Raw genomic sequence first — 22173 nt, forward strand, 5'->3', positions numbered from 1 at the left:
GCGCCTGCGCGACACGCTCGAGCGCCTGGCGCGATCCACGCTGCCGGTGCACCGGCGGCTGCAGCTCGCGGCGGCCGGCGCGCACCGGCTCGACAGCGGCACCCTCATCCCGCAGGCGCTGGGCGCGACCGACGCGTCGCTGCGCTCGCGCGCGCTGCGTGCCGTCGGCGAATGCAAGCGCCGCGACCTGTCGGCCGCCGCGCAAGCCGGCCTGGCGGATGGCGATGCCGGCTGCCGCTTCTGGGCCGCCTGGTCGCTGGTCGTGCTCGGTGAACCGGGCGCCCCGACGCGCCTGTTCGAATCCGGCGCGAACCTGCCCGGCCGCACCCGGCTCGCGATCGAGCACGCCGTGCGGGCCGATGACATGCAGGCCGGGCGCGAACGGGTGCGGGCATTCGCCGCCGACCCCGCGAGCCGGCGCGAAGGCATCGTCGCGGCCGCCGCGCTCGGCGATCCGGCGGCAGTGCCGTGGCTGCTGCAGGCGATGGCCGATGCGCGCTTCGCGCGCGTTGCCGGCGAAGCGTTCACGATGATCACCGGCGCCGACCTGGACGAACTCGGCCTCAAGCGCGATGCGCCGGCAGCACCGGCCGAAGCCGCCGATCCCGCTGAACCTGTCGATCCCGATCACCCCGATGACGACGAGCTGCCATGGCCCGACGTCGACGGCCTGGCTGCCTGGTGGCACGGCCACCGCTCGGCCTTCGAACCCGGGCAACGCTTCCTCGCCGGTCAACCGGTGGCGGTGCAGCCCCTGCTGACGGTGCTCGCCAACGGCTACCAGCGGCAGCGCGCCGCGGCGGCCTTCGAACTGGCACGCCTGGTGCCGGGCGCGTCGCTGTTTGCCGTCGCGGCACGGGCCGATTGGCAACAGCGCAAGCTCGAGCGACACCGGCGGGCCGCATGAGATTCACCAACGACAGCCACCTGCCGGCGAAGTGGACCAGCGGCTACGACCGCGACGCCCGCGAGCTGCTGATCGTGGTCGTCAAGGCCACCTACGAGCTGCCGGCCCCCGGCGACGAGCCGCGGCTCGCGCGGCAGCAGGTGCCGCTGGTCGAGGCGGACGAGTTCACCGGCGAGCCCGGCCTCAGCGCGCCGCGCTACGAGACCGACTTCGCGCACCGCAAACCCGCCTGCGACGTGCTGCTCAACGGGCAGGCTCATGCGCCGCCGGGCCGGCGCGTCTCGCAGCTGGCGGTGGGGCTGCAGGTCGGATCGCTGGTCAAGCAGTTCAACGTCGTCGGCGATCGCCGCTGGCACAAGCGGATCCTCGGCGTCGTCACCGCGACCTCGCCCGAGCCGTTCGAGACGATGCCGGTCGGCTACGACCACGCGTGGGGCGGCACCGACCGCACCGAAGAAGCGTCCGGCGGCGAGGTGGCCAGCGTGCTGGCGAACCCGGTCGGGCGCGGCTTCATGAAGCACACCCGCGAGATCGACGGCCTGCCGCTGCCCAACACCGAAGAGATCGGCCGCAGCGTGACCGACCACCACGGCGACTACCTGCCGATGGCCTTCTCGCCGGTCGGGCGCAACTGGTTCCCGCGCCACCGGTGGGCCGGCACCTACGACGACGCGTGGATCGAGGAGCAGGCCCCGTTCTGGCCGGACGATTTCGACGACCGCTACTTCCATGCCGCGCCCGCCGACCAGGTGATTCCCCACCCGGTGGGTGGCGAGCAGGTGGTGCTGCGCAACCTGACGCCCGACGGGCTGCGGGCGTTCCGGCTGCCGGTGCACCCGATGCCGGTGCTGTTCGCGCCGTACCGCGGCCGCGACCTGCGCCGCGATGCGCAGATCGACACCATCGTCATCGAGCCGGAGCTGAACCGCTTCTGCCTGACGTGGCGCGTCACGCTGCCGCTCGGCAAGAGCGTGTTCGACGTCAAGGAAGTGATCGTCGGCGAGAAGTCCGACGACTGGCACCGGGCCCGGCGCTTCCCCGGCAAGACCTACCACCGCAGCCTGGCCGATGCGGTGGCGGCGCGCCGCTCGGCACGAAGGGAGCGCCCATGATGGTGCTCGCGAGCGGCATGGTCACCGCGCTGGGCTACAACGCGCCGTCGACGCTCGCCGCGCTGCGCGCCGGCGTCAGCGCGGTGCAGGCGACGCGCTGGGTCGACACCCAGGACGGCCAGCCGATCCGCGGCGCGCGCGTGTCGCTGCCGCACTGGTGGGAAGGCACCGGCAAGCTGGCCGAGCTGGTGGCGCCGGCCATCCATGAATGCCTCCAGGCCCTGCCCGCGGACGCCCATGCGCGCGTGCCGCTGTTGCTCGGCGTGTCGAGCGCCGCCCGCCCGGGGCGGCCGGCCGATCTCGACGCCCGGCTGCTGGGCGAGGTCCATCGCCGGCTCGAGCGGGCGCCGCATCCGGCCTCGCGCCTGTTCGCCGGCGACCAGATCGGCTGCATGCAGGCGCTGCTGCAGGCGGAGCAACTGCTGGAGACCGGCCACGCCGATCACGTCGTCGTGGCCGGTGTCGACAGCTTCCTGAGCGCGGGGACGCTCGAAGCCTACGAGCAACGTCGGCGGCTGCTGACCCCAGCCAACTTCAACGGTTTCCTGCCGGGCGAGGCCGGCTGCGCCGTGCTGCTCGCGCGGCGCGGTGCGGCGGCGCCCGATGCCTTGCACATCGCCGGCTGGGGGCTGGCGCGCGAAGCTGCGACGATCGAGGACACGCAGCCGCTGCGGGCGCGCGGGCTCACCGCGGCGATCAAGCAGGCGCTGGGCGTGGCCGGCGTCGGCATGGGCGATGTCGCCTGGCGCATGACCGACCTGTCCGGCGAGCACTACAAGTTCAAGGAAGCCCTGCTGGCCGCGATGCGGCTGGACCGCAGCACGCGCGACGGCGCGCTGCCGCTGTGGCATCCGATCGAGTTCCTCGGCGAGATCGGCGCCGCGGTGCTTCCCTGCCTGCTGGCGTGGACACGGCATGCGCACCTGGCGGGCTATGCACCCGGCCTGCGCGCGCTGTGCCACATCGGCAGCGACGACGGCGGCCGCGCCGCGCTGGTCCTTCAAGCTGCGCCGCCTGCCGGCGCGCCATCGACATGAGTGCCAACGTGTTCGCCAACGGCCGCGAGGTGTCGGCCACCAAGGACGACAACCAGGTCCTCGCGGCCATGCCCGACGTGTGCCTGTCCCCGCCGGGGCCGCCGGCCGGTCCGCTGCCGCTGCCCTACCCGGTCTTCTCGAAGGCGTCGGACACCGGCGACGGCACCCGCTCGGTGAAGATCGGCGGCGACCAGGCCGGCATCAAGAGCGACTCCAACTACAAGCAATGCAAGGGCGACGAGGCCGCGACGCGGTCGTTCGGCATGAACGTCGGCTCGCATTGCATCCAGGGCAAGACCATCGCGCAAGCCTGGTCCTTCGACGTCAAGTTCGAGGGCAAGAACGCGATCCGGCTGCTCGACCTGACCACCAGCAACAATGGATGAGGCCACCGCATGACGCCGAGCGTTGCACCCCCCCAGATGATCACCGGCGGCGTGGCACCGCCCGGGTTCGAGAACGAGTGCGGGAAGCTCGAGATCCGCAATGAGGGCGAACGCAAGCGCACGATCGACATCATCGAGAAGCGCAAGAGGCGCCAGAGCGGGTACCTGAGCGAGGAGCTGCAGAAGACGCTCGACAAGGCCAAGGGAACCGGCATGACCTTCTCGTCGGCGCTCAGCAGCATCCCCGGGGCCGGCGGCACCTTCTGCGCGAGCAGCAGCGGCCCGGCGCAGGAATGCAATCCGAGCGGGCTGACGCCGGGCGGCACCAGCGAGCAGAAGGTCGGCTGCAACAAGGAAACCCGCGAGAGCGACGACTCGAAGCATGACGCGGCCAAGGAGAAAGCGGGGGTGCTGTGCGACAAGAGCCATGTCCACCCCGGCGGCGGCAAGGGCGGGCATGCCGAGCCGAAGATCTTCAACGACCTGACCAACAAGGCCGGCGCCGCGGCGATGCGAGGCGGCACCGTGGTGCTGAACATCGACTGGCGCTTCAAGCAGCCCGATGGGCGCGCCGATCAGTCGGGCATGCCGTGCCCGACCTGCTACGCGATGCTCTGCAAGGCCGCCAAGGAATGCGATATCGTCATCCTGATCTGCGCCGAGGACAAGGAACCGACACCGATCTCGAAGGACGACTGCGCCGACGACGGATCGTACCGGGCACTGTGCACGAAAGTCGACGGCGCCCCGACGCCCGGACGCGCGGCCGCCAAGCGCGCGGCCGAACTTGCCAAGAACATGTGACCTGCGCTCCACCATGACCTTCCCCACCTACCTGCAGTCGCTCGACCTCGCGGCATGGCCTCTCGATTTCAGCTGGGAGCCCATCGATGCGAACCTGATCTGGACCTCCAACGACGAGGACGACCCGCGGCTCGCGCAAGCCATGCAGAGAATCAAGCCGACGCCGCTCTATGCACTGGGCATTGCCAGCTGCGAATGGGTCGCGGCGCGCTTCGAATCGCACACCGACGTGAGCGACCTGCGCTTGCGCATCGAGGCGGCCTGGGCGGCCGTCATCGACTGGCGCTATGCCCGCGTCACCGACGTGGCACCGCTGCCGGAAGACGTGCCGCGCCTGACCGTGCGTCCGGTCTGGTTCTGCTCCCATGTGATGTCGCATGCCTTCCTGATGTTCACCGGCCAGGAGGCACTGAACGATGCCCACGCCCTCGTGCGGCTGTGCGACCACGTGCTCGGCCGCCACCCGGCGTTCGAGCCCTGGCTGTCGCAGACCCTGCGCCGGCTGGCGACGCAGTTCCCGCAGAACGATGACGGCAGCGCGGGCCGCCCGATCCCGCGTTCTTTCTTCGATCCGGCCTTCGCCTGGGACGATGCGCGCGTCGAGGAAGAACTCAAGCGCACCATCGAATCGCTCGATCCCTCGCGCAACCCCTACCTGCGCGCGCCCGCAGGCATGCTCGACAAGGGCTTCACCGGCACGCCCTACCGCTACCCGGCCTGACATGCTGCCCCGCCCCGACTGGATCGCGCTGAGCGATGACGAGCGGCGTCGCCTGCGCTACATCTGGGACGACACCCGGGCCTCGCAGGACGTCACCGGCAACGTCGGCTGGGTGCTCGAGGCCGCGGTGCGCCTGTCCGTGCGGGCGCAGCTGGCGCTGTGCGTCGGGCTGTACGAGAGCATCGTCTGGCGCTTCGACGGCCTGCACCGTCGCGACGAACCGCTGCAGGTGGCCGAAGCCGCGTGGTGCGCAACGGTCGATCCGCGCTACCTGCGCTTCTACGAGCTGACGCGCAGCGACTGGGTCGGCCCGGTCGAAGGGCCCTTGTGGTGCGCGATGGCCTGGCTCGAGCCGGCAGTGCGCATCGGCTACCAGTTCCCGGCCGAGCTGTACGACGCGATCGGCTACCTGGGTTGCCTCGCCCAGCACGTGGCGCCGCAGCCCGAGGCCTGGCGAGCCTGGCTGGAGGGCGCGCTGGAGCGGCTGGTGGCGCGGCACCCGCCGCATGAGGACGACCCGTTCGACGACCTGTTCGGCCGCCGCATCGGCGCCCGCCTCGGCCCGCTGGTCGGCCGCGGCATTTTCGATCCGCATCACGAGCCGTCGGCCCGCGCCGATGCCGCGTTCCTGGCTGGCGTGCTGGCGGATGCGCAGGCGTCGGGCAACCCGTTCCTCGCGAACCTCGGCGACCTGAAGGACGCCGGCTTCGTCGGCACGCCCTACAGGCTCGACCCACCCAACTCATACCCCCAGGCGAAGAACGCCTGACGGACGTGATGCAACGACGACTTCTGCTGATCGCGACCGCAGCCGTCTCACTCCTGCCGGCGATCGCGTCGGCCAGGAAGCCGGTGGCCAAGGTGCTGGGCCAGACGATCTACCGCGACGACACGGCGAAGCCCACTCGCGGGCTGGACGGCGAGATCCTCGGGCCGCTGCTGCGGCGGTTCGCCGAACAGGAGCGCTTGTCGGTCACCGAGGCCGAGGTGGTCGAACTCGAAACGGCGCTGAAGCTGCCGCCGCCCCCGCCCGGCCTGTCGGCGGCCGACAAGGCGATGCTGCGGGAGTTTCCGCGCGAGATGGTGCTGCAGTGGAAGGTCAGCAAGGCGCTGTACCAGCGCTACGGCGGCGAGGTGATCTTCCAGCAGGCCAACCCGATGGAACCGGTGGGTGCGATGCGGCGCTTTCTCGAAGAGCAGGAGAAAGCCGGCGCGTTCGAGATCTACAGCGCCGAGGATCGCAAGCGCTTCTTCGAGTACTTCGTCCGGCCGCAGATCATGGTGGTTCCGAAGGAGAGGGTGAATTACGACGTGCCTTGGTGGCGGAAGGCGAATTGAGAGATCGAACCCCAAGAAGCCCTCATCGCTCAAGCTTGATCACGCGGTCGATCATGTTTATACTTGTATAAACATCCAAAGGAGTTCGTGATGTCGACAGGTGTGAAGGTTGAGCAGACGGTGCAGGAGTGGGGCAATGGTCTCGGCGTGCGCATCACTTCTGCCGTGGCCAAGGCGGCGAAGTTCTCTCGAGGTCTTCCAGTGACGGTTGAAGTCGTTGACGAAGGCATTCTGGTGCGTCCGGCGGCGACGAAACCCAAGCTGACGCTCGCACAGAAGCTCAAGGCCTTCGATCCGGCGGTGCATGGCGGCGAGTCGATGCCCGACGGTCGCGTTGGAGAGGAACGATTCTGATGGTTGCTCGCGCGCTATGGGTTCCCGATCGCGGGGACATGATCTGGATAGGCTTCAGTCCGCAGGTGGGCCACGAGATGCGCGACGAGCATCCGATGGTGGTCTTGTCGACGAAGTCTTTCAACGAACGCACCGGCATCGTGATCGGCTTGCCGATGACGCACGCGCAGTCGAACGAGACCAATCCTTTCGCGCTGAAGTACGTCGGGCCGAAAGGCGAGGCCGGCTACGTGCTGACACATCAACCGAAGTCTTTCGATTGGCGAGCACGAGGCGCCCGGCCTCATCCTTGGAAACAGGTTTCGCCAGCGGTGTTCGCTGAGGCATGTGAAGGCCTCAACTCCATCATCAACATCGGTTGAGTTCTTTCACGAGCACGGCCACTCGATGCGCCGGCGTTCGCTTTACTTCACCCCAACAAACTCGCCGGCACCTTCCCGCCGTTCTCCGCCAGCTTGACCATCACCTGCTTGTGCAGCCAGATGTTCATCGTCGCGGTGTCGTTGGTGTCGCCGGTGTAGCCCAGCTCGCCGGCCAGTTGGCGGCGTTCGGCCAGGCTCGATTCCATGCCGACCAGCTTCATCAGGTCGACGATCGAGGTGCGCCAGTTCAGCTTTTGCGACGAGGCCGCGGCCAGCTTCGTCAGCACCGCCTCCACGTCCACTTCGCTCAGCGCGACGGGCGCCGCTGTCGCCGGCACTGCAGCCGGTGCAGCCTGCGTCGGCGCCTGCGCCACCGCGGGCGCCTCGTCCTTCTTGCCAAAGATCGCGTCCTTGATCTTGCTGAAGATGCTCATCGTGGTCTCCTGGTTCGGTTGATGGCGCTGCGTCGGCAACGAAAGTCCAGTCTAGGCCTTGCAGCCCGCCGGTCAAGACGGAATCAGGCCAGCGTGACCGTAGACGCGGTGCAGCGTGGTGTTGTATTCGAAGGTGTTGAAGCGCCCGCCGATCACGTGGATCAGCCCGCCGTACGCGACGCAACCCACATGGTCGCGCACCGGGCAGCGGCTTCAGCGCCGTCCACCGGTCCGCCTTCGGGTCGTACACCTCGTGCCAGCCGACACTCGCGCGCTCGGCCGCCGGCTCCGACGCACCGCCGATCGGGTGCAGGCGCCCATCGCGTACCAGAAAACTGCGACGCGGCATGCAGTCCATGGCCATTCCCTTGAGTTGTCCATGCCGAAGCGTAACGGCCCGTCAGCGTGTCAGACAGGCTGTCGCCAAGGTGACAGAATCGCCGGTCGCAAAACATGCCCCTCACCATGACCCGAACCGTCAGCGTCACCCGCACCTTGCCCGCCTTGCTGCTCACGCTGCTGCTCGTTGCCTGTGGCGGCGGCGGTGGTGACAGCACCAACGACACCACCCTGAAGCCCTCCCCGCCCGACGTGCCGGCATCCGGTCCGATGACCGCCGACACTCAGCCGCCGGTCGTCTCCGCATCGGCCACCGTGTCCACCAAGGCCGTGGCCCTCACCGCGCTCGCCACCGACAACGTCGGCGTCACCTCGGTCAGCTTCATCGTCGATGGCGGCAGCATCCCGGCCAGCGTGCAGAAGTCACCGAGCGACGGTTCATACACCTCGTCGCTGCAGATCGAGCAGATCCCGAGCGGCACGCACAGCTTCGTCGCGGTGGCGGTCGACGCCGCCGGCAACAGCACCACCTCGGCCGAAGCCGGCTTCACGGTCGGCACCCCGATCGGCGCGCCCGGCAGCAACGACACCGTGCCGCCCACCATCACCGCCGCAGTACAAGGCAATTTCGGGCTGATCAAGCTGACGGCGATCGCGAAGGACGAGACCCGGCTGTTCGGCGTCGACTTCCTGGTCGACGGCCAGCTGACCGGCACCTGGGCGTCGCTGCACTACCTCAGCAGCGATCCGGCCGACCAGTACTACGTGCTGTTCGACACGACGACGCTGTCGCCCGGCGCACACACCGTCGTCGCCCGCGCGCGCGATCTCGCCAATCACACGACGCTGTCGGACGAGATCGTGCTGAACGTCGACCCGGCCGCCGGCCTCACCGAGACCGAACCGAACAACACGCGGGCCACGGCCAACGCGGTACCGGCCGGCCAGCTGCAGATCTCCGGCACGCTGAAGAACGAGACCGAGGTCATCGGCAGCTCGAAGATCGTGCACACCGACAGCGACTACTACCAGCTGACGATCCCCACCGGCCAGACGCTGACGGTGAGCATGCTGACGCCGCAGCACCAGGGCTTCTCCGTCTCCATCGTCGACGCGAACGGCGACAAGCTCTCCGGCGAATCCGAATGGCCCAGTTCGGGCGAGGTCCGTGTGGCGTACAAGAACGGCGCGGCCGCGCGCGACGTGTGGATCCGCCTGTCGAGCATTCCGTACGACTTCGAGACCCGCAACCAGTACACGCTGACGCTGAGCCTGCAGTGATGCAGGCCCGGCGGGCCAGCGCCGGCTGATCACCCGTTGTCCAGTGCCGAGCGCATCGCCGCGGTGCTGCGCCAGCTGGCCTGCAGCACGGCATCGCCGACCGTGCGCGCCCCCGCAGCGGCCCGGTTGGCCTGGCTCTGCCAACCCGGGCTCATGACGCCGTTCTTCAACTGATCGGCCAGGCCGGGGTCGCCGCCCGCGCCGTCGCGGCGCGCGTTCTTCACGTTCACCGCGCTGTACTGCGAGATCGCCGAGTAGTAGGCGATGGCGGCCGCGCCTAGCGTCAGCAGCACCTGGGCCCAGGCCGCCTCGCCGCTCATGCCGGGGATCGGCTTGCCCGCGTGGGCCGGATCGGGGTGCTGCCTGGCGTGGTGCTTGTTCACCTCGTACACCACCGCGTTCACGCCACGCCCCAGCGCCAGCGCACCGGCGCCGCCCAGCAAGCCGTAGGTGAACTGCTGCGACAGCCGCTGCCCGACCTGCGCCGAATACTCCAGCGGCGCATGCAGCTTGTTCCAGCCTTCGGTTGCTGCAAAGGCCACGGCGGTGCTCTCCATCGACTGGTTGAACAACTGGCGCGCGAAAGAGTCCTGCGGCAGCTTGGTGAGTTCGCCGCTGTCGATCAGCGCGACCTCGTCCTTGCAGCCCTGGATCCGCGCCGCGAGCTGCGTGGCCACCTCGTTGCCGGCCTCCAGCGCCGGGCCTTCGGCCGGTGGCAGCGCCTGCAGCCGCGCCTCGAGTTCCTTCTGCCGGCCCTCCACCATCGATTTGACGCGGCCGGCGATCGTCGTCTCGGGCTCGGTCAGCAGGGCTTGCAGCTTCTTCTCGTCGATGCCGTCGCCGGTGATCGGCCGGCCCGCCTCCCAGTCGGCCTGGCCGATGGCGTTGAACAGGTCGCCATACAGGATGCTCAGCTTCAGTTCGTCGGTCTGCGCCGTCTTCTCGTCCAGGCCGGCCGCGATGTGCTGCCCGAGCAGCGCGGCCAGCGCCAGCACGACCGACACGCCGGTGATGGCCGGCGTCGACCACTTCGCCGCCTGCAGCGCAGGCGCCAGGATGCTGCTCGCGCCCCGCGCCGTGCGCAGCCACACCTGGGCCTGCGTGGAGTTCTTCTGTCGCGCCTGCATGCCTTCCAGCCGCAGGCCGTCGACGACGAGCGCGGCCGCCTCGATCGCACGCCCCGTCTGGCGCTGCTGGATGTCCGCCAGCGCGTCGTGCTCGCCTTGCGACAGCGACGCGAAGAAGGCCGACATCTGTTGTTCGGTCGGCGGCTGGTCGGCCGGCAAGGCCTGCCCAGGATGCGACTGTGCGAGCGATGCCATCAGCGTCTGCATCGCCTCGGCATCTGCCTGCGCCGCAACGTTCAGCCTCTCGAGCTTCGCCTCGATCTGCGGCAAGCTCGTGTTCGCCTTGAGGTTGCCGGGCATCTTGCCCATCGGCGCGCCCTTCTGCCGCATCACGGTGATGGCCGAAACGATAGGAGTCTGCAGCGCCGCCGTCACGAAGGGCTGTGCCGCCAGCGCCGCGCCGCTGCCGATCAGCACCTTCGTCGGCGTACTCGCCAGCCCCGCGAACGGGATCACGCCGTAGAGCAGCCCCTGGAACAGCGAACCGCTGCTCGGGATGTAGCGCCCGCCCTGGGCGGCCATCGATTCCATCGCGCGCAGCTTCTGCGGCGTCATCTGCAGCGCACCGGTCAGGAACTGCTCGAGCCGCTCGTCCGTCAACCGCTGCGCGAGCTCGGCATGCGTGGGCGTCGGGGTGGCGTTCGCCGCCAGCGGGTTGTGGCGCACCTGGTTGAGGATCTCGGCCGCGACAGCGCGCTGCGCCGCACCCGGCACGCGCGCACGCTGCTCGCCGAGCTTGCGCTCGAAGTCCGGCAGGTTGCGCGCGAGGCGGATCTCGTCGGGATGCGGCAGGTCGATCGGCTCGGCGTCGGCAGGCGGCGCTTCACGCGTCGTCGTGCGGCTCAGGTCCTGCAGCGCGATGTCGTTGCCGAGGCGCGGGCGCTGTCGGCCATCGGTGGACGGCGTGCGAGAGATCGTGGGCCCGCCGTCTTCACGCGTTTCACGCGTTCGCGAAGAGCGCGTCGGTGTGACGACAGACGGCGTGGACAGGGACGGCGTGCGGTGCTGCGTGACGCCGAAGCGGGACTGCGACGGTTTCGGGAGTGCGGGGCTCGACATGGTGACGCTGCGTGTCGCGAGGAGAGTTCAGAAGAGCTGCACTGTCTTCGTGCGCCGTTGTCATATTTCGGTGCGCACCGAAAGGCGTGCCATCCATGCGAAGCGTCATGCGCCCGTCACGCAGCGCGGCTCCAATGAAAACCTTTACATCGACCCCCTGACCTCGAGTGAGCATCATTGCCGTCGCCCAACGTGCGGGTGTGTCCATCGCCACCGTGTCGCGCGCCTTCAACTCGCCCGACCTGGTGATGCCGGCCACGCGCCACGCCATCGAAGCCGCGGCGGATGCCTTGGGCTACGTGCCCAACCTGAGCGCGCGAACACTGCGCACCAGCCGCAGCCACACGCTCGGCGTGCTGCTGCCGACCCTCTACAACCCGGTGTTCGCCGAGTGCCTCGCGGGCATCGCCGCGGCGGCCGCCGGCACCGGCTTCTCGATCCTGCCTGCCACGACCGACTACGACGAGCGGCGCGAACAACAGGGCGCACGTGCCCTGCTGGCGCGTGCGGTCGACGGCGTGATCCTGACGGTGGCCAACGCCGCCGATTCGGCGACGCTCGATCACTTCAAGCGCGCCGGCGTGCCCTACGTGCTGGCCTACAACCGGCATGCGGACCACCCCTGCGTGTCGGTCGACGGCCGCGCCGCGATGCGCGAGCTGGTCGAACGGCTGCTGCGCGACGGCCACCGCCGCATCGCGATGTTCAGCGGCACGCTGGCGGCCTCCGACCGCGCGCGCCAGCGCTTCGAAGGCTACGAGCAGGCGATGCAGGCGAACGGCTGCGAGCGCGAGCTGATCGAAGTGCCCTTCGTCGTGTCGGCCGTCGACACGCTGGTCGAGCGCCTGCGCGCCCCGCAGCGCCCGACCGCGGTCGTCTGCTCGAACGACCTGCTGGCGGTGCGCTGCCTGCGGGCCGCCGCGCTGGCCGGGCTCGCGGTGCCGCGCGACCTCAGCGTCGTCGGCTTCGACGGCATCGGCATCGGCGCCGACCTCAGCCCGTCGCTCGCATCGATCGCGCAGCCCAACGAACGCATCGGCCACGAGTGCGTGCGGCTGCTGGTCGATGCGATCGAACGCAGCGAGCGGCCGTCTGCCGCCGACAGCCTGACGCTGGCGCACGAGCTGCGCGCCCTCGAATCGCTCGGCCCCGTTTTCCGCAAACCCACCCCAGGAGTACCCCGATGAAACCCCTTCGCCTGATCCTTCGCGGCGTTGCCGCCGCCGCGCTGCTGGCCAGCGCCGGCGCGTTTGCGCAGACCGCCATCTGCTACAACTGCCCGCCCGAATGGGCCGACTGGGCCAGCGAGCTGCGCGCGCTGAAAGAAAAGACCGGCATCACGGTGCCACCCGACAACAAGAACTCCGGCCAGGCGCTCTCGCAGATGGTGGCCGAGAAGGCCAGCCCGGTCACCGACGTCGCGTACTACGGCGTGACCTTCGGCATCCAGGCCAAGAAGGAAGGCGTGACCGCTGCGTACAAGCCCACCGCCTGGGCCGAGATCCCCGATGGCCTGAAGGACCCCGAAGGCCACTGGTTCGCGATCCACTCCGGCACGCTCGGCTTCATGGTCAACGTCGACGCGCTGAAGGGCAAGCCGGTGCCGCGCAGTTGGGCCGACCTGCTGAAGCCCCAGTACAAGGGCCTGGTCGGCTACCTCGACCCGGCCTCGGCCTTCGTCGGCTACGTCGGCGCGGTGGCGGTGAACCAGGCGCGCGGCGGCACGCTCGACAACTTCACGCCCGGCATCGAGTACTTCAAGGCGCTGCAGAAGAACGAGCCGATCGTGCCGAAGCAGACCTCGTACGCGCGCGTGCTGTCGGGCGAGATCGCGATCCTGCTCGACTACGACTTCAACGCCTACCGCGCGAAGTACAAGGACAAGGCCAACGTCGAGTTCGTGATCCCGGCCGAAGGCAGCGTGGTCGTGCCCTACGTGATGAGCCTCGCGGCCCGCAACCCGAACGGCGACAACGGCCGCAAGATGCTCGACTTCGTGCTGTCGAACGAAGGCCAGGCGATCTGGGCCAATGCCTACCTGCGCCCGGTGCGTGCATCGGCGATGTCGAAGGATGCGCAGTCGCGCTTCCTGCCGGCCATCGACTACGCCCGCGCCAAGCCGGTCGACTACGTGAAGATGGCCGAGGTGCAGAAGGCCTTCTCCGAACGCTACCTGCGCGAAGCCCAGTGATCGCAGCGGCTTGCCTGGCGCCGGCGGCGGCGCTGTTCGCGGCCTTCTGGCTGCTGCCGATGGCGCGGCTGGCTGCGTTGCCGGCCGCGGTCGGCGGCTGGGCCGCCTATGCCGCGGTGCTGACCGAGCCGCGCTACCTGCGCAGCCTGCTGCAGACCACCGGGCTCTCGCTCGCGGTCACCGCCGCGGCGCTGGCGCTGGCGGCGGGCGTCGGCCTGTACCTCGGGCGCCGGCGCTTCACCGGCCGGCGGCTGCTGCTGTCGGTGCTGAGCCTGCCACTGTCGTTTCCCGGCGTGGTCGTCGCGTTCTTCGTGATCCTGATCGGCGGCCGGCAGGGGCCGGTCGCGTCGCTGAGTGAATCGCTGTTCGGCGAGCGCATCACGTTCGCGTACGGCTTCACCGGGCTGTTCCTCGCGTACGTGTACTTCTCGATGCCGCGCGCGATCGCGGCATTCACCGCCGCGGCCGAGACGCTGGAGCCGCAGCTCGAAGAAGCGGCGCGCTCGCTCGGCGCGTCGCGCCGGCGGGTGCTGGTCGACGTGTGGCTGCCGGCGCTCGCGCCGACCGCGATGGCGACCGGCGCGATGATCTTCGCGACCGCGATGGGTGCCTTCGGTACCGCCTTCACGCTGGCCAGCCGCTTCGAGGTGCTGCCGATCACGATCTACAACGAGTTCACCAATTACGCGAACTTCGCGACCGCCGCGAGCCTGTCGCTGGCGCTCGGCGTGATGACCTGGGCGGTGCTGTTCATCGCCGCGCGGCTCGCGGCGCGACCGGCCGCGGGCGTGTCATGAAGCGCATCGATTCGCCGTGGCTGCTCGCCACCACCGTGCTGGTGACCGCCTTCACCGTGCTGCCGATGCTGCTGTCCGTCAGCGCCGGCCTGGTCAACAACTTCAGCACCGGCCTGGCGAGCGGGTTCACGACGCGTTGGCTGCAGGAGGTCTGGGCGGTGTACGGCTCGACGGCCTGGAGCTCACTCGCGCTCGCGCTGGCCTGCGTGGCCTGCACGCTGCTCGTCGGCGTGCCCTGCGCCTGGGCGCTCGCCGGCAGCCGCTCGCGCGCGGCCAGGGCGTTCGAGGAGCTGATCACGCTGCCGGTCGCGGTGCCGGGGCTGGCCACGGCGCTGGCGCTGATCCTGGCCTACGGCAGCGTGCAGGGCTTTCGCCGCAGCTTCGCGTTCGTGCTGGTCGGCCATGTGGTGTTCACGCTGCCCTTCATGGTGCGCACGGTCGCCGCGGCGTTCCGGCGCGATGAGCTGGTGTCGCTCGACGAGGCGGCGCGCTCGCTCGGCGCGAGCTTCGTGCAGCGCTTCCTCGGCGTGCTGGTGCCGGCCGTGGCGCCGTCGATCGTCGCCGGCTGCCTGATGGTGTTCACGCTGTCGATGGGCGAGTTCAACCTGACCTGGATGCTGCACACACCACTGACGCGCACGCTGCCGGTCGGGCTGGCCGACAGCTATGCGTCGATGCGCATCGAGATCGGCTCGGCCTACACGCTGATCTTCTTCATCGTGATCCTGCCGGTGCTGTGGGGCATGCAGGCGGTGGCGCATCGAATCGAGAAACGACTTTGACAACGGACATGGCTGACGACACTCCCCCGACCCGCATCTCGGTGCTCGACTGCGCCAAGACCTACGGCCGCGCCGACCCCGCGCTGCACCCTACCTCGCTGCAGGTCGAGCCGGGCGAGGTGCTGGCCTTGCTCGGCCCGTCCGGCTGCGGCAAGACCACGCTGCTGCGCGTGATCGCCGGCCTGGTCGCACCGGACGCCGGCGGCCGCATCCGCTTCAACGACGAGGACGTGACGCAGCGCCCGATCGAGACGCGCGGCGTCGGCATGGTGTTCCAGCACTACGCGCTGTTCCCGCAGATGAGCGTCGAAGCCAACATCGGCTACGGGCTCGCGATCCGGCGCCTGCCGCGCGAGCAGGTGCGCCGGCGCGTCGGCGAACTGGTCGACCTGGTGCGGCTGAACGGGCTGGAGCAGCGCCGGCCGGCCGAGCTGTCGGGCGGGCAGCGCCAGCGCGTTGCCCTGGCACGCGCGGTGGCGGTGCAGCCTCGCGTGCTGCTGCTCGACGAGCCGCTGACGGCGCTCGATGCGAAGCTGAAGGAATCGGTGCGCAGCGAGCTGGCCGAGCTGCTTCGCCGGCTGCGCATCACCGCCGTTCACGTGACGCACGACCAGCACGAAGCGATGGCGCTGGCCGACCGGCTCGCGGTGATGTGCGCCGGGCGCATCGTGCAGGTCGGCGATGCCGAGTCGCTGTACCGGCGGCCGGCGCATCCGTTCGTTGCCGAGTTCCTCGGGCGCGTCAACCGCCTGCGGCGCAGCACACAAGACATGGCGGACGGCATCGTTCGCATCGCCGGCCAGGCGCTGCCCTGCCCGCCCGATTGCGCCGCGCCGGCCGAGCTGCTGCTGCGGCCCGAGGACATCGCGCTGCAGCCCGGCGGCCCGGTGCAGGTCACGCGCCGCGTGTTCCTCGGCGAGCGCGTGCAACTGCAGTTGCAAACGCCCGATCAAGGCGAGATCCTCTGCGAAGCCGGCAAGGAATCGCCCTTCGTGGCCGGCGATTTCGTCAGCCTGACCCTGAACCCCCGGCACCTGATGCCGGCCTGCGTGGAGTGATGCACCGATGATCAAGACGCTTGTCCAACTCAGCGACCCGCACATCAAGCTGCCCGGCGCGCGCGCCTATGGCCGCGTCGACACCGCGCAGTTTCTGCGCCAGGCGGTGCAGGCCGTGCGCCGACTCCAGCAGGCACCGACCGCGGTCGTCGTCACCGGCGACCTGACCGACTTCGGCCGGCCCGACGAGTACGCGCACCTGCGCGAGCTGCTGCAGCCGATCGACTGCCCGCTGTACCTGATGCCCGGCAACCATGACGACCGCGAGGCGCTGCGCGACGGCTTTCCGGCGCATGGCTACCTGCGCCACGGATCGCCGTTCATCCAGTACGCGATCGACCTCGGCGGGCTGCGGCTGGTCGCGGTCGACACCGTCGTGCCGCGTGCGTCGCATGGCGAGGTCTGTGCGGCGCGCGTCGACCAGCTGGCGCAGTTGCTGGCGCAGGACACCGTGACGCCCACCGTCGTCGCGATGCACCACCCGCCGTTCCGCACGATGATCGGCCACATGGACGAGATCGGGTTGCGCGACCCCGACGGAGCCCTCGCTGCGCTGGTGGCCCGGCACCCGCAGGTGCGGCGCGTGATCTGCGGCCACCTGCACCGCGCGATCTGCGCGCCGTGGGCCGGCACCCTCGCGATGACCGCGCCATCGACCGCTCACCAGGTCGACCTCGACCTCGCTCCCGACGCGCCATCGGCCTTCTCGATGGAGCCGCCGGGCTTCCTGGTGCACGCCTGGTCGGACGCGGGCGAGCTCGTCAGCCATGTCGCCTCGGTCGGCCCGTTCGAGGGGCCCTTTCCGTTTCACGAAGATGACGGCCAATTGATCGACTGATCCAGTCGGCTGTGCGGCACGACACCGTGCTGACATGCGGGCCACGTACGGTGGGCATCCCTTCAAGGAGCCCACTGCATGACAGCCTTCGATCGACGCCAGGTCCTCAAACTCATCGGCGCCAGCGGCCTCGGGGGCGCCCTGCCCGGCAGCATCGCGAATGCGCTGGCCGTGCCGGCCCATCACCGCACCGGCACGATCGAGGATGTCGAGCACATCGTCATCCTGATGCAGGAGAACCGCTCGTTCGACCACCTGTTCGGCACGCTGCGCGGCGTGCGCGGTTTCTCCGACCCGCGCGCCGTGACGCTGCCGTCGGGCAAGCCGGTCTGGTACCAGCCGACCGCGACCGGCACGCTGCTGCCGTTCCGCCCGCCGGTGACCGATGTCGGGCAGACCTTCCTGCCCGATCCGCCGCATGGCTGGAACGACACCCATGCCGCGTGGAACGGCGGCCGCTGCGACCAGTGGGTGCCCAACAAGGGCGCGGTGACGATGACGTACCACACGCGCCGCGACATCCCCTTCCACTACGCGCTGGCCGATGCATTCACCGTCTGCGACGCGTACCACTGCTCGGTGCTCGGGCCGACCGATCCGAACCGCTATCACCTGTGGAGCGGCTGGCTCGGCAACGACGGGCGACAAGGCGGACCGGTCATCACCAATGCGGAAGCCGGCTACGACTGGACGACCTTCCCCGAGCGGCTGACGCAGGCCGGCATCGGCTGGAAGGTCTACCAGGACGTGGGCACCGGCCTGAATGCCGCGGGCTTCTGGGGCTGGACCTCGGACCCGTACATCGGCAACTACGGCGACAACGCGCTGCTGTATTTCCACCAGTACCAGAACGCGCCCGAGGGCTCGCCGCTGGCCGTCGCGGCGCGCACGGGCACGCAGATCAACGCGCTGAACCGCGATCCGGCGCGCCTGTTCGACACGCTGCGCGAGGACGTGCGCAACGGCCGCCTGCCGGCGGTGTCGTGGATCGTCGCGCCGGAGGCCTACAGCGAGCACCCGAACCACACGGCCGATTTCGGCGCGTGGTACAGCTCGCAGGTCATCGACATCCTGGCCTCGAACCCGGACGTCTTCGGCAAGACGGTGCTGTTCATCAACTACGACGAGGAAGGCGGCTTCTTCGACCACATGGTGCCGCCCACGCCGCCGTTTGCGGGGCAAGGCGCGTCGACGGTGGACACCGTCAACGAGATCTACCCGGCCGGCGACGCCGGCCACCCGAGCGCGCCGTACGGGCTCGGCATGCGGGTGCCGATGATCGTGGCGTCGCCGTGGAGCAAGGGCGGCTGGGTCAACTCGCAGGTGTTCGACCACACCTCGCTGATCCGCTTCATCGAGGCGCGCCACGCGAAGGCGCATCCGCAACTCGTCGAGCCCAACATCACGCCGTGGCGGCGCGCGGTGGCCGGCGACCTGACGTCGACGCTCGATTTCTCGCGCCCTGATCGGGATCGCGTGCGGCTGCCGAGCACCGCCGGGCTGATGCCGGCCGACCTGGTGCGGCACCCGGACTACACGATCGTGCCGCCGACCTCGCCGGTGCTGCCGGTGCAGGAGCCCGGCGTGCGGCCGGCGCGCGCCCTGCCCTACGTGCTGCATGCCGAAGGCGCGGCGAACAGCGCGACGGAATCGTTCCAGCTCAGCTTCGGCAACACCGGCAAGGCCGCGGCCGTCTTCCACGTGCGCTCGGGGCAGGTGGCACAGGCACCGAGGAACTTCACGGTCGAGCCGCAGCGCCTGCTGTCCGCCTCGTGGGCGGCCGCGGTCGACGCGTCCTATGACCTCTCGGTCAGCGGCCCGAACGGCTTCCTGCGCGCGTTCAAGGGCAAGGTCCGCGCCGACAGCAGCAAGCTGCTGATCCGCGCGAGCTACGACGAGGGGCGGCTCGGCATCACGCTGTCGATCACGAACGTCGGGCTGCAGGCGGTCGGCGTGCGGGTGCGCGACGGGTATGGGGACGGACGCCACGACGGACGCGGTGATGGGCGCGGTGATGGACGCAACGACGGGCAGTTCGACGATCGCTGGGCCGACCGGCTCAGGCCCGGCCAGTCGACCGCGAAGTATTGGCCGCTCGAACGCAGCCGCGGCTGGTACGAGCTGGAGATCACCGTCGACGGCGATGCGGCGTTCGCGGCGCGCTTCGCCGGGCACATCGAGAACGGCGACGACAGCATCAGCGATCCGCTGATGGGGCGGCTGCGGCTGGGTTCGCGTCCGTGACCATCGGCCCGCCTCAGTGCGCCGTCACCACGGCGATGCTGCAGTCGCGCCCCTGGACCTGCACGTTCGATGGAATCGGCCGTGCGCCGCTGTACGCGAGCTGCATCCCGAGGTCGACCGCGCTGCCTGCCGCCACCGTCGCGTTCCAGTCGACTGGCCGGACGGTGATGGTGCGCGCACTGGACGTCACCACGCTGCTCCAGTAGTTGGTCACCGTGAAGTCGTTCGACTCGGTCCATGACAGCTGCCAGTTGCTCAAGGCCTGCGTGCCGGTGTTGGCCAGGCGGATCGCCATCACCTGGCCCGCGCCCCAATCGTTGCCGATGTCCAGCGTGACCGCGCACGAGCCAGGCGGTGGCGTCGTCCCCTGCTGCGTGGTGGCCGACACCGTGGCACTGGCGGCGCCCTCCCCGCCCGCGTTCGCGGCCGTCACCTGGTACCACCAGGTGGTGTTTGCCGCCAGCCCGGTGTCGAGGTAGTTCGTCGCAGCCGGCGATGCGATGGCACTGAAGCTGCCCGCCGCCCCGCTGGCCGAGCGCTTCACCGAGTAGCTCGTCGCATTCGCCGCCGCGGTCCACGCGAGCGTCACCGACCCGGCCCCGCCGGTGGCCGTGAGACCCTGCGGTGCGGCCGGCGGGATGACCGGGCTGCCGCCACACGCCGGTGGCTCATGGCCGAACACCTTCACACCGTTCGAGTAGACCGGGATCGCCAGCGACTTGACCGTGCTGCCGGCCGCGAGCCCGGCATACGACGGGTCGTTCGCGGGGTTCCAGTACGCCGTGCCCGAGGGCGCCGCAAAGCGGAACTGGATCTCCTTGCGGTGCGCCGACTGGCCGCCCGGGTAGATGTCGGTGCCGGTGAAGTCCGCGACGGCGTAGTAGATGCTGCTCGTGCCGCAGCGGAACAGACCGCTCGCCGTGCCACCCTGCGAGTAGTTCGTGCTCAGCGTGATCGCCGAGGCCGGCACGCCGGCCGCGATCACCTCGCCCAGGTCGACGTAGTAGCGCAGCGAGAGCTTGTCGCCATGCCGCGCCGGCCAGCCCGAGCGGTTGTTCAGCAGCGCCTTGATCTCGGTGTAGGTGCCGCCCGAGCTGTTGATGCCGGCCTCGACGAAGAACTCGTCCTCGGTGGCCACCTCGCGCGGCGGGAAGTTCGCGAGCGGCACGCCCCCCGGCGCGAGCTCGTTCATCTTCGCCAGCACGCCGGTGAAGGCCGCGTTGTAGTCGGTCGCGACCTCGTTCGACACGTAGTTGCCGATGTCGTCGCTGTACGAATCGTTCGCGCCCGGCCCGCCCACCATCGCGCCATACAGCAGGTGGCGGTGCTGCGCCGGCGTCGCCTGGCTGTCCAGCCACGAGCCGTGCGCGGTGCGGTGGTGCGGGTGCTGCGGCGGGTTGACGCCGAAGCCGATCAGGTAGCTGCCCTGGCGCGGGTTGTCGCCCAGCACGTAGTTGACCTGGCGCGTCGCGAAGTCGCGGTAGCGCTGCTGCTTCGCCGCGTCGCCCACCACGTCGGCATAGGCGAGCGCGATGAAGGCCTCGTTCATCGCATAGCGCAGCGAGCCCCACTGGTCCAGCCAGGCCAGGCCGCCCGGCGTGTAGGTCACGCGCTGGCCGTCCGAGGTGCCGGTGGTCCAGTAGTCGAGGTTGCGCTCCAGCGCGTCCTTGTAGAGCGCCTTGCCGGTGCTTTCGGCCAGCATCAGGTAGACGCCGACGAGCTTGCTGTCCCAGCCCAGCGTCCACTTGTACGGCAGGTAGGCGGTCTGCCCTTCGGTGCCGAAGTTGCCCACGAACGACTCGGCCTTCTGCAGGTAGGCCGTCTCGCCGGTGGCACGGTACAGCCAGGCGGCGCCCCAGGCCAGCTCGTCGTAGTAGCCCGACCAGGAGTTGTAGTAGTTGGCCGCGTCGGTCACGCAATCGGAGTACTTCGCGCGCACCGTGTCGGCGAAGGTATAGAGCTGCCGCGCATGCGTCAGCAGTTGCGCCGCATAGGCGGGATCGCTGGGCGAGAACAGCATCGAGGCGGCCGCCATCGCCGCCGCGGTCTCGGCCGCCACGTCCGATCCGCCGCAGCTGGCGGTGATCTTGTAGCTCGGCGCCGCGAGCGGGTAGACCTCGACCGGGCCCCACCAGCTGTGGTCGGTGCCGCCGTTGCCCACCTGCACCACCAGCTCGTTCGGCGCGGTGTGCGCGCGCATGAAGTAGTCGTTGACGAAGCGCAGGTTGGCGAGCAGCGCGTCGTACTGGCCGGCGGCCTGGTAGCCGGCCTTGAAGCGCAGCCCGCCCCAGGCGAGCTGGGTTGCGCTGAAGGCCATCGGGAAGCCGAACTTCACATGGTCGCCGGCGTCGTACCAGCCGCCGGTGAGGTCACGGCCGATGTCGCTTCCATCGGACAGGCGCGAATCGCCGCGCCAGCTGGTGACGCGGTTCCAGGCCGGCAGCTTGCCGGACTGTTGTGCCTCGTAGAACAGCACCGATTTCTGCAGCGCCTCGGCGTAGTTGAAGCGTGGCGCGGCCAAGGGGGCGGCCATCGCGCGGGCGCGCGCGCTGTCGCGCGCCGCGGTGTCGTCGGGCGCGGGGCTGTCCCCGCCGCCACACGCACTCAATGCGGCGACGGTGCAGGCCAACGCCCCGCGCCGCAGGCGATGGATGAGGTTCTCGTTCATGGTGATCTCCCTGGATCAGAGGTTTGTGGGCACGGAGGCGTAGCCGGCCAGGCGGGCGGCGATCGCATTCGGGAACGACTGGGTCAGCGCGTTGTAGCTGCCGGCGAAGCGGCTGTAGCGCGCGCGGGCCTCGGCCAGCTGCGCTTCCGACTGCAGCAGCTGCCGGTGCAGGCCTTGCAGTGCGGCGTCATCGCGCAGCGTGGGTTGCCGCTGCGCCGCGGCCACGAGCCGGAACAGCATGCCGGTCAGCTCGCCCTGGTTGCGCTTGAAGGCATCGAGCGCGCGCGGGTCGTCGAGCAGGCCCGGCGTGCCGGGCAGCGCCGCCGCACGCGCC

At 69.8% G+C, this 22173-nt stretch carries 23 protein-coding genes; 18 read left to right on the forward strand and 5 right to left on the reverse strand.

Annotated elements, in window-relative coordinates; translation table 11 throughout:
- From ACXJLU_RS26665 to ACXJLU_RS26710, 10 genes are all read left to right on the forward strand, one after another.
- A partial coding sequence (locus ACXJLU_RS26665) for a TIGR02270 family protein (protein ID WP_457336218.1) occupies positions 1 to 907 on the forward strand: 907 nt, incomplete at its 5' end.
- Positions 904 to 2019: a DUF2169 family type VI secretion system accessory protein gene (locus ACXJLU_RS26670; RefSeq protein ID WP_457336220.1), complete on the forward strand. Its 1116-nt coding sequence runs from the start codon at positions 904 to 906 to the stop codon at positions 2017 to 2019. The genes ACXJLU_RS26665 and ACXJLU_RS26670, both read left to right, overlap by 4 nt.
- Entirely contained in the window at positions 2016 to 3056 is a 1041-nt protein-coding gene (locus ACXJLU_RS26675; RefSeq protein WP_457336221.1) for a hypothetical protein, read from the forward strand. The genes ACXJLU_RS26670 and ACXJLU_RS26675 overlap by 4 nt, the downstream gene beginning before the upstream one ends.
- The gene (locus tag ACXJLU_RS26680) at positions 3053 to 3442 is read left to right on the forward strand and encodes a PAAR-like domain-containing protein (protein ID WP_073466161.1); all 390 of its coding nucleotides are present in this window, start codon (positions 3053 to 3055) and stop codon (positions 3440 to 3442) included. Before ACXJLU_RS26675 ends, ACXJLU_RS26680 begins: the two co-directional genes overlap by 4 nt.
- Before the next feature lie 9 nt (positions 3443 to 3451).
- Positions 3452 to 4246 carry a hypothetical protein gene (locus ACXJLU_RS26685; protein ID WP_143171536.1) on the forward strand — a complete coding sequence of 265 codons (795 nt, stop codon included), beginning with the start codon at positions 3452 to 3454 and terminating at the stop codon, positions 4244 to 4246.
- Between the two features lie 13 nt (positions 4247 to 4259).
- Positions 4260 to 4967 carry a hypothetical protein gene (locus tag ACXJLU_RS26690; RefSeq protein ID WP_457336223.1) on the forward strand — a complete coding sequence of 236 codons (708 nt, stop codon included), beginning with the start codon at positions 4260 to 4262 and terminating at the stop codon, positions 4965 to 4967.
- A 1-nt stretch (position 4968) separates the two neighbouring features.
- On the forward strand, positions 4969 to 5736 hold the full coding sequence (locus ACXJLU_RS26695; RefSeq protein ID WP_457336225.1) for a hypothetical protein: 768 nt from the start codon (positions 4969 to 4971) through the stop codon (positions 5734 to 5736).
- An 8-nt stretch (positions 5737 to 5744) separates the two neighbouring features.
- Positions 5745 to 6305 carry a hypothetical protein gene (locus ACXJLU_RS26700; RefSeq protein ID WP_457336227.1) on the forward strand — a complete coding sequence of 187 codons (561 nt, stop codon included), beginning with the start codon at positions 5745 to 5747 and terminating at the stop codon, positions 6303 to 6305.
- A gap of 90 nt (positions 6306 to 6395) precedes the next feature.
- Positions 6396 to 6659 carry an AbrB/MazE/SpoVT family DNA-binding domain-containing protein gene (locus tag ACXJLU_RS26705; RefSeq protein WP_073466166.1) on the forward strand — a complete coding sequence of 88 codons (264 nt, stop codon included), beginning with the start codon at positions 6396 to 6398 and terminating at the stop codon, positions 6657 to 6659.
- Complete coding sequence (locus tag ACXJLU_RS26710) at positions 6659 to 7021, forward strand: type II toxin-antitoxin system PemK/MazF family toxin (RefSeq protein WP_073466167.1); 363 nt, start codon at positions 6659 to 6661, stop codon at positions 7019 to 7021. The genes ACXJLU_RS26705 and ACXJLU_RS26710 overlap by 1 nt, the downstream gene beginning before the upstream one ends.
- A 47-nt stretch (positions 7022 to 7068) precedes the next feature.
- Here the strand turns inward: ACXJLU_RS26710 and ACXJLU_RS26715 are convergent, their stop codons facing one another.
- Complete coding sequence (locus ACXJLU_RS26715; protein WP_073466217.1) at positions 7069 to 7455, reverse strand: DUF3597 domain-containing protein; 387 nt, start codon at positions 7453 to 7455, stop codon at positions 7069 to 7071.
- Between the two features lie 72 nt (positions 7456 to 7527).
- Positions 7528 to 7656 (reverse strand): hypothetical protein, encoded by a 129-nt coding sequence (locus tag ACXJLU_RS26720; RefSeq protein WP_457336230.1) that lies wholly within the window; start codon positions 7654 to 7656, stop codon positions 7528 to 7530.
- 264 nt (positions 7657 to 7920) lie between these two features.
- Between ACXJLU_RS26720 and ACXJLU_RS26725 the strand changes: the two genes are divergently transcribed.
- A complete protein-coding gene (locus ACXJLU_RS26725) occupies positions 7921 to 9075 on the forward strand; it encodes an Ig-like domain-containing protein (protein WP_457336232.1) in 1155 nt (384 codons plus the stop codon).
- Between the two features lie 29 nt (positions 9076 to 9104).
- On the opposite strand, the gene ACXJLU_RS26730 is transcribed toward ACXJLU_RS26725, so the two are convergent.
- Positions 9105 to 11261, reverse strand: a complete 2157-nt coding sequence (locus ACXJLU_RS26730; protein WP_457336234.1) for a hypothetical protein — start codon at positions 11259 to 11261, stop codon at positions 9105 to 9107.
- 167 nt (positions 11262 to 11428) lie between these two features.
- Between ACXJLU_RS26730 and ACXJLU_RS26735 the strand changes: the two genes are divergently transcribed.
- From ACXJLU_RS26735 to ACXJLU_RS26765, 7 genes are all read left to right on the forward strand, one after another.
- Complete coding sequence (locus tag ACXJLU_RS26735) at positions 11429 to 12448, forward strand: LacI family DNA-binding transcriptional regulator (RefSeq protein ID WP_457336236.1); 1020 nt, start codon at positions 11429 to 11431, stop codon at positions 12446 to 12448.
- Complete coding sequence (locus ACXJLU_RS26740) at positions 12445 to 13452, forward strand: ABC transporter substrate-binding protein (RefSeq protein ID WP_457336238.1); 1008 nt, start codon at positions 12445 to 12447, stop codon at positions 13450 to 13452. Before ACXJLU_RS26735 ends, ACXJLU_RS26740 begins: the two co-directional genes overlap by 4 nt.
- Complete coding sequence (locus ACXJLU_RS26745; protein ID WP_457336239.1) at positions 13449 to 14249, forward strand: ABC transporter permease subunit; 801 nt, start codon at positions 13449 to 13451, stop codon at positions 14247 to 14249. The genes ACXJLU_RS26740 and ACXJLU_RS26745 overlap by 4 nt, the downstream gene beginning before the upstream one ends.
- Complete coding sequence (locus ACXJLU_RS26750) at positions 14246 to 15031, forward strand: ABC transporter permease (RefSeq protein ID WP_457336240.1); 786 nt, start codon at positions 14246 to 14248, stop codon at positions 15029 to 15031. The genes ACXJLU_RS26745 and ACXJLU_RS26750 overlap by 4 nt, the downstream gene beginning before the upstream one ends.
- Positions 15032 to 15039: 8 nt before the next feature.
- Entirely contained in the window at positions 15040 to 16089 is a 1050-nt protein-coding gene (locus tag ACXJLU_RS26755) for an ABC transporter ATP-binding protein (RefSeq protein WP_457336242.1), read from the forward strand.
- A gap of 7 nt (positions 16090 to 16096) precedes the next feature.
- A complete protein-coding gene (locus ACXJLU_RS26760) occupies positions 16097 to 16927 on the forward strand; it encodes a phosphodiesterase (RefSeq protein ID WP_457336244.1) in 831 nt (276 codons plus the stop codon).
- 78 nt (positions 16928 to 17005) lie between these two features.
- Positions 17006 to 19171, forward strand: coding sequence for a phosphocholine-specific phospholipase C (locus ACXJLU_RS26765; protein ID WP_457336246.1), 2166 nt, complete (start codon positions 17006 to 17008; stop codon positions 19169 to 19171).
- Between the two features lie 13 nt (positions 19172 to 19184).
- On the opposite strand, the gene ACXJLU_RS26770 is transcribed toward ACXJLU_RS26765, so the two are convergent.
- Together ACXJLU_RS26770 and ACXJLU_RS26775 are read right to left on the reverse strand one after the other, a co-directional pair.
- Complete coding sequence (locus tag ACXJLU_RS26770; RefSeq protein ID WP_457336248.1) at positions 19185 to 21839, reverse strand: glycoside hydrolase family 9 protein; 2655 nt, start codon at positions 21837 to 21839, stop codon at positions 19185 to 19187.
- Between the two features lie 15 nt (positions 21840 to 21854).
- A partial coding sequence (locus ACXJLU_RS26775; RefSeq protein WP_457336249.1) for a LemA family protein occupies positions 21855 to 22173 on the reverse strand: 319 nt, incomplete at its 5' end.

Source organism: Rhizobacter sp. P5_C2 (assembly GCF_054049715.1).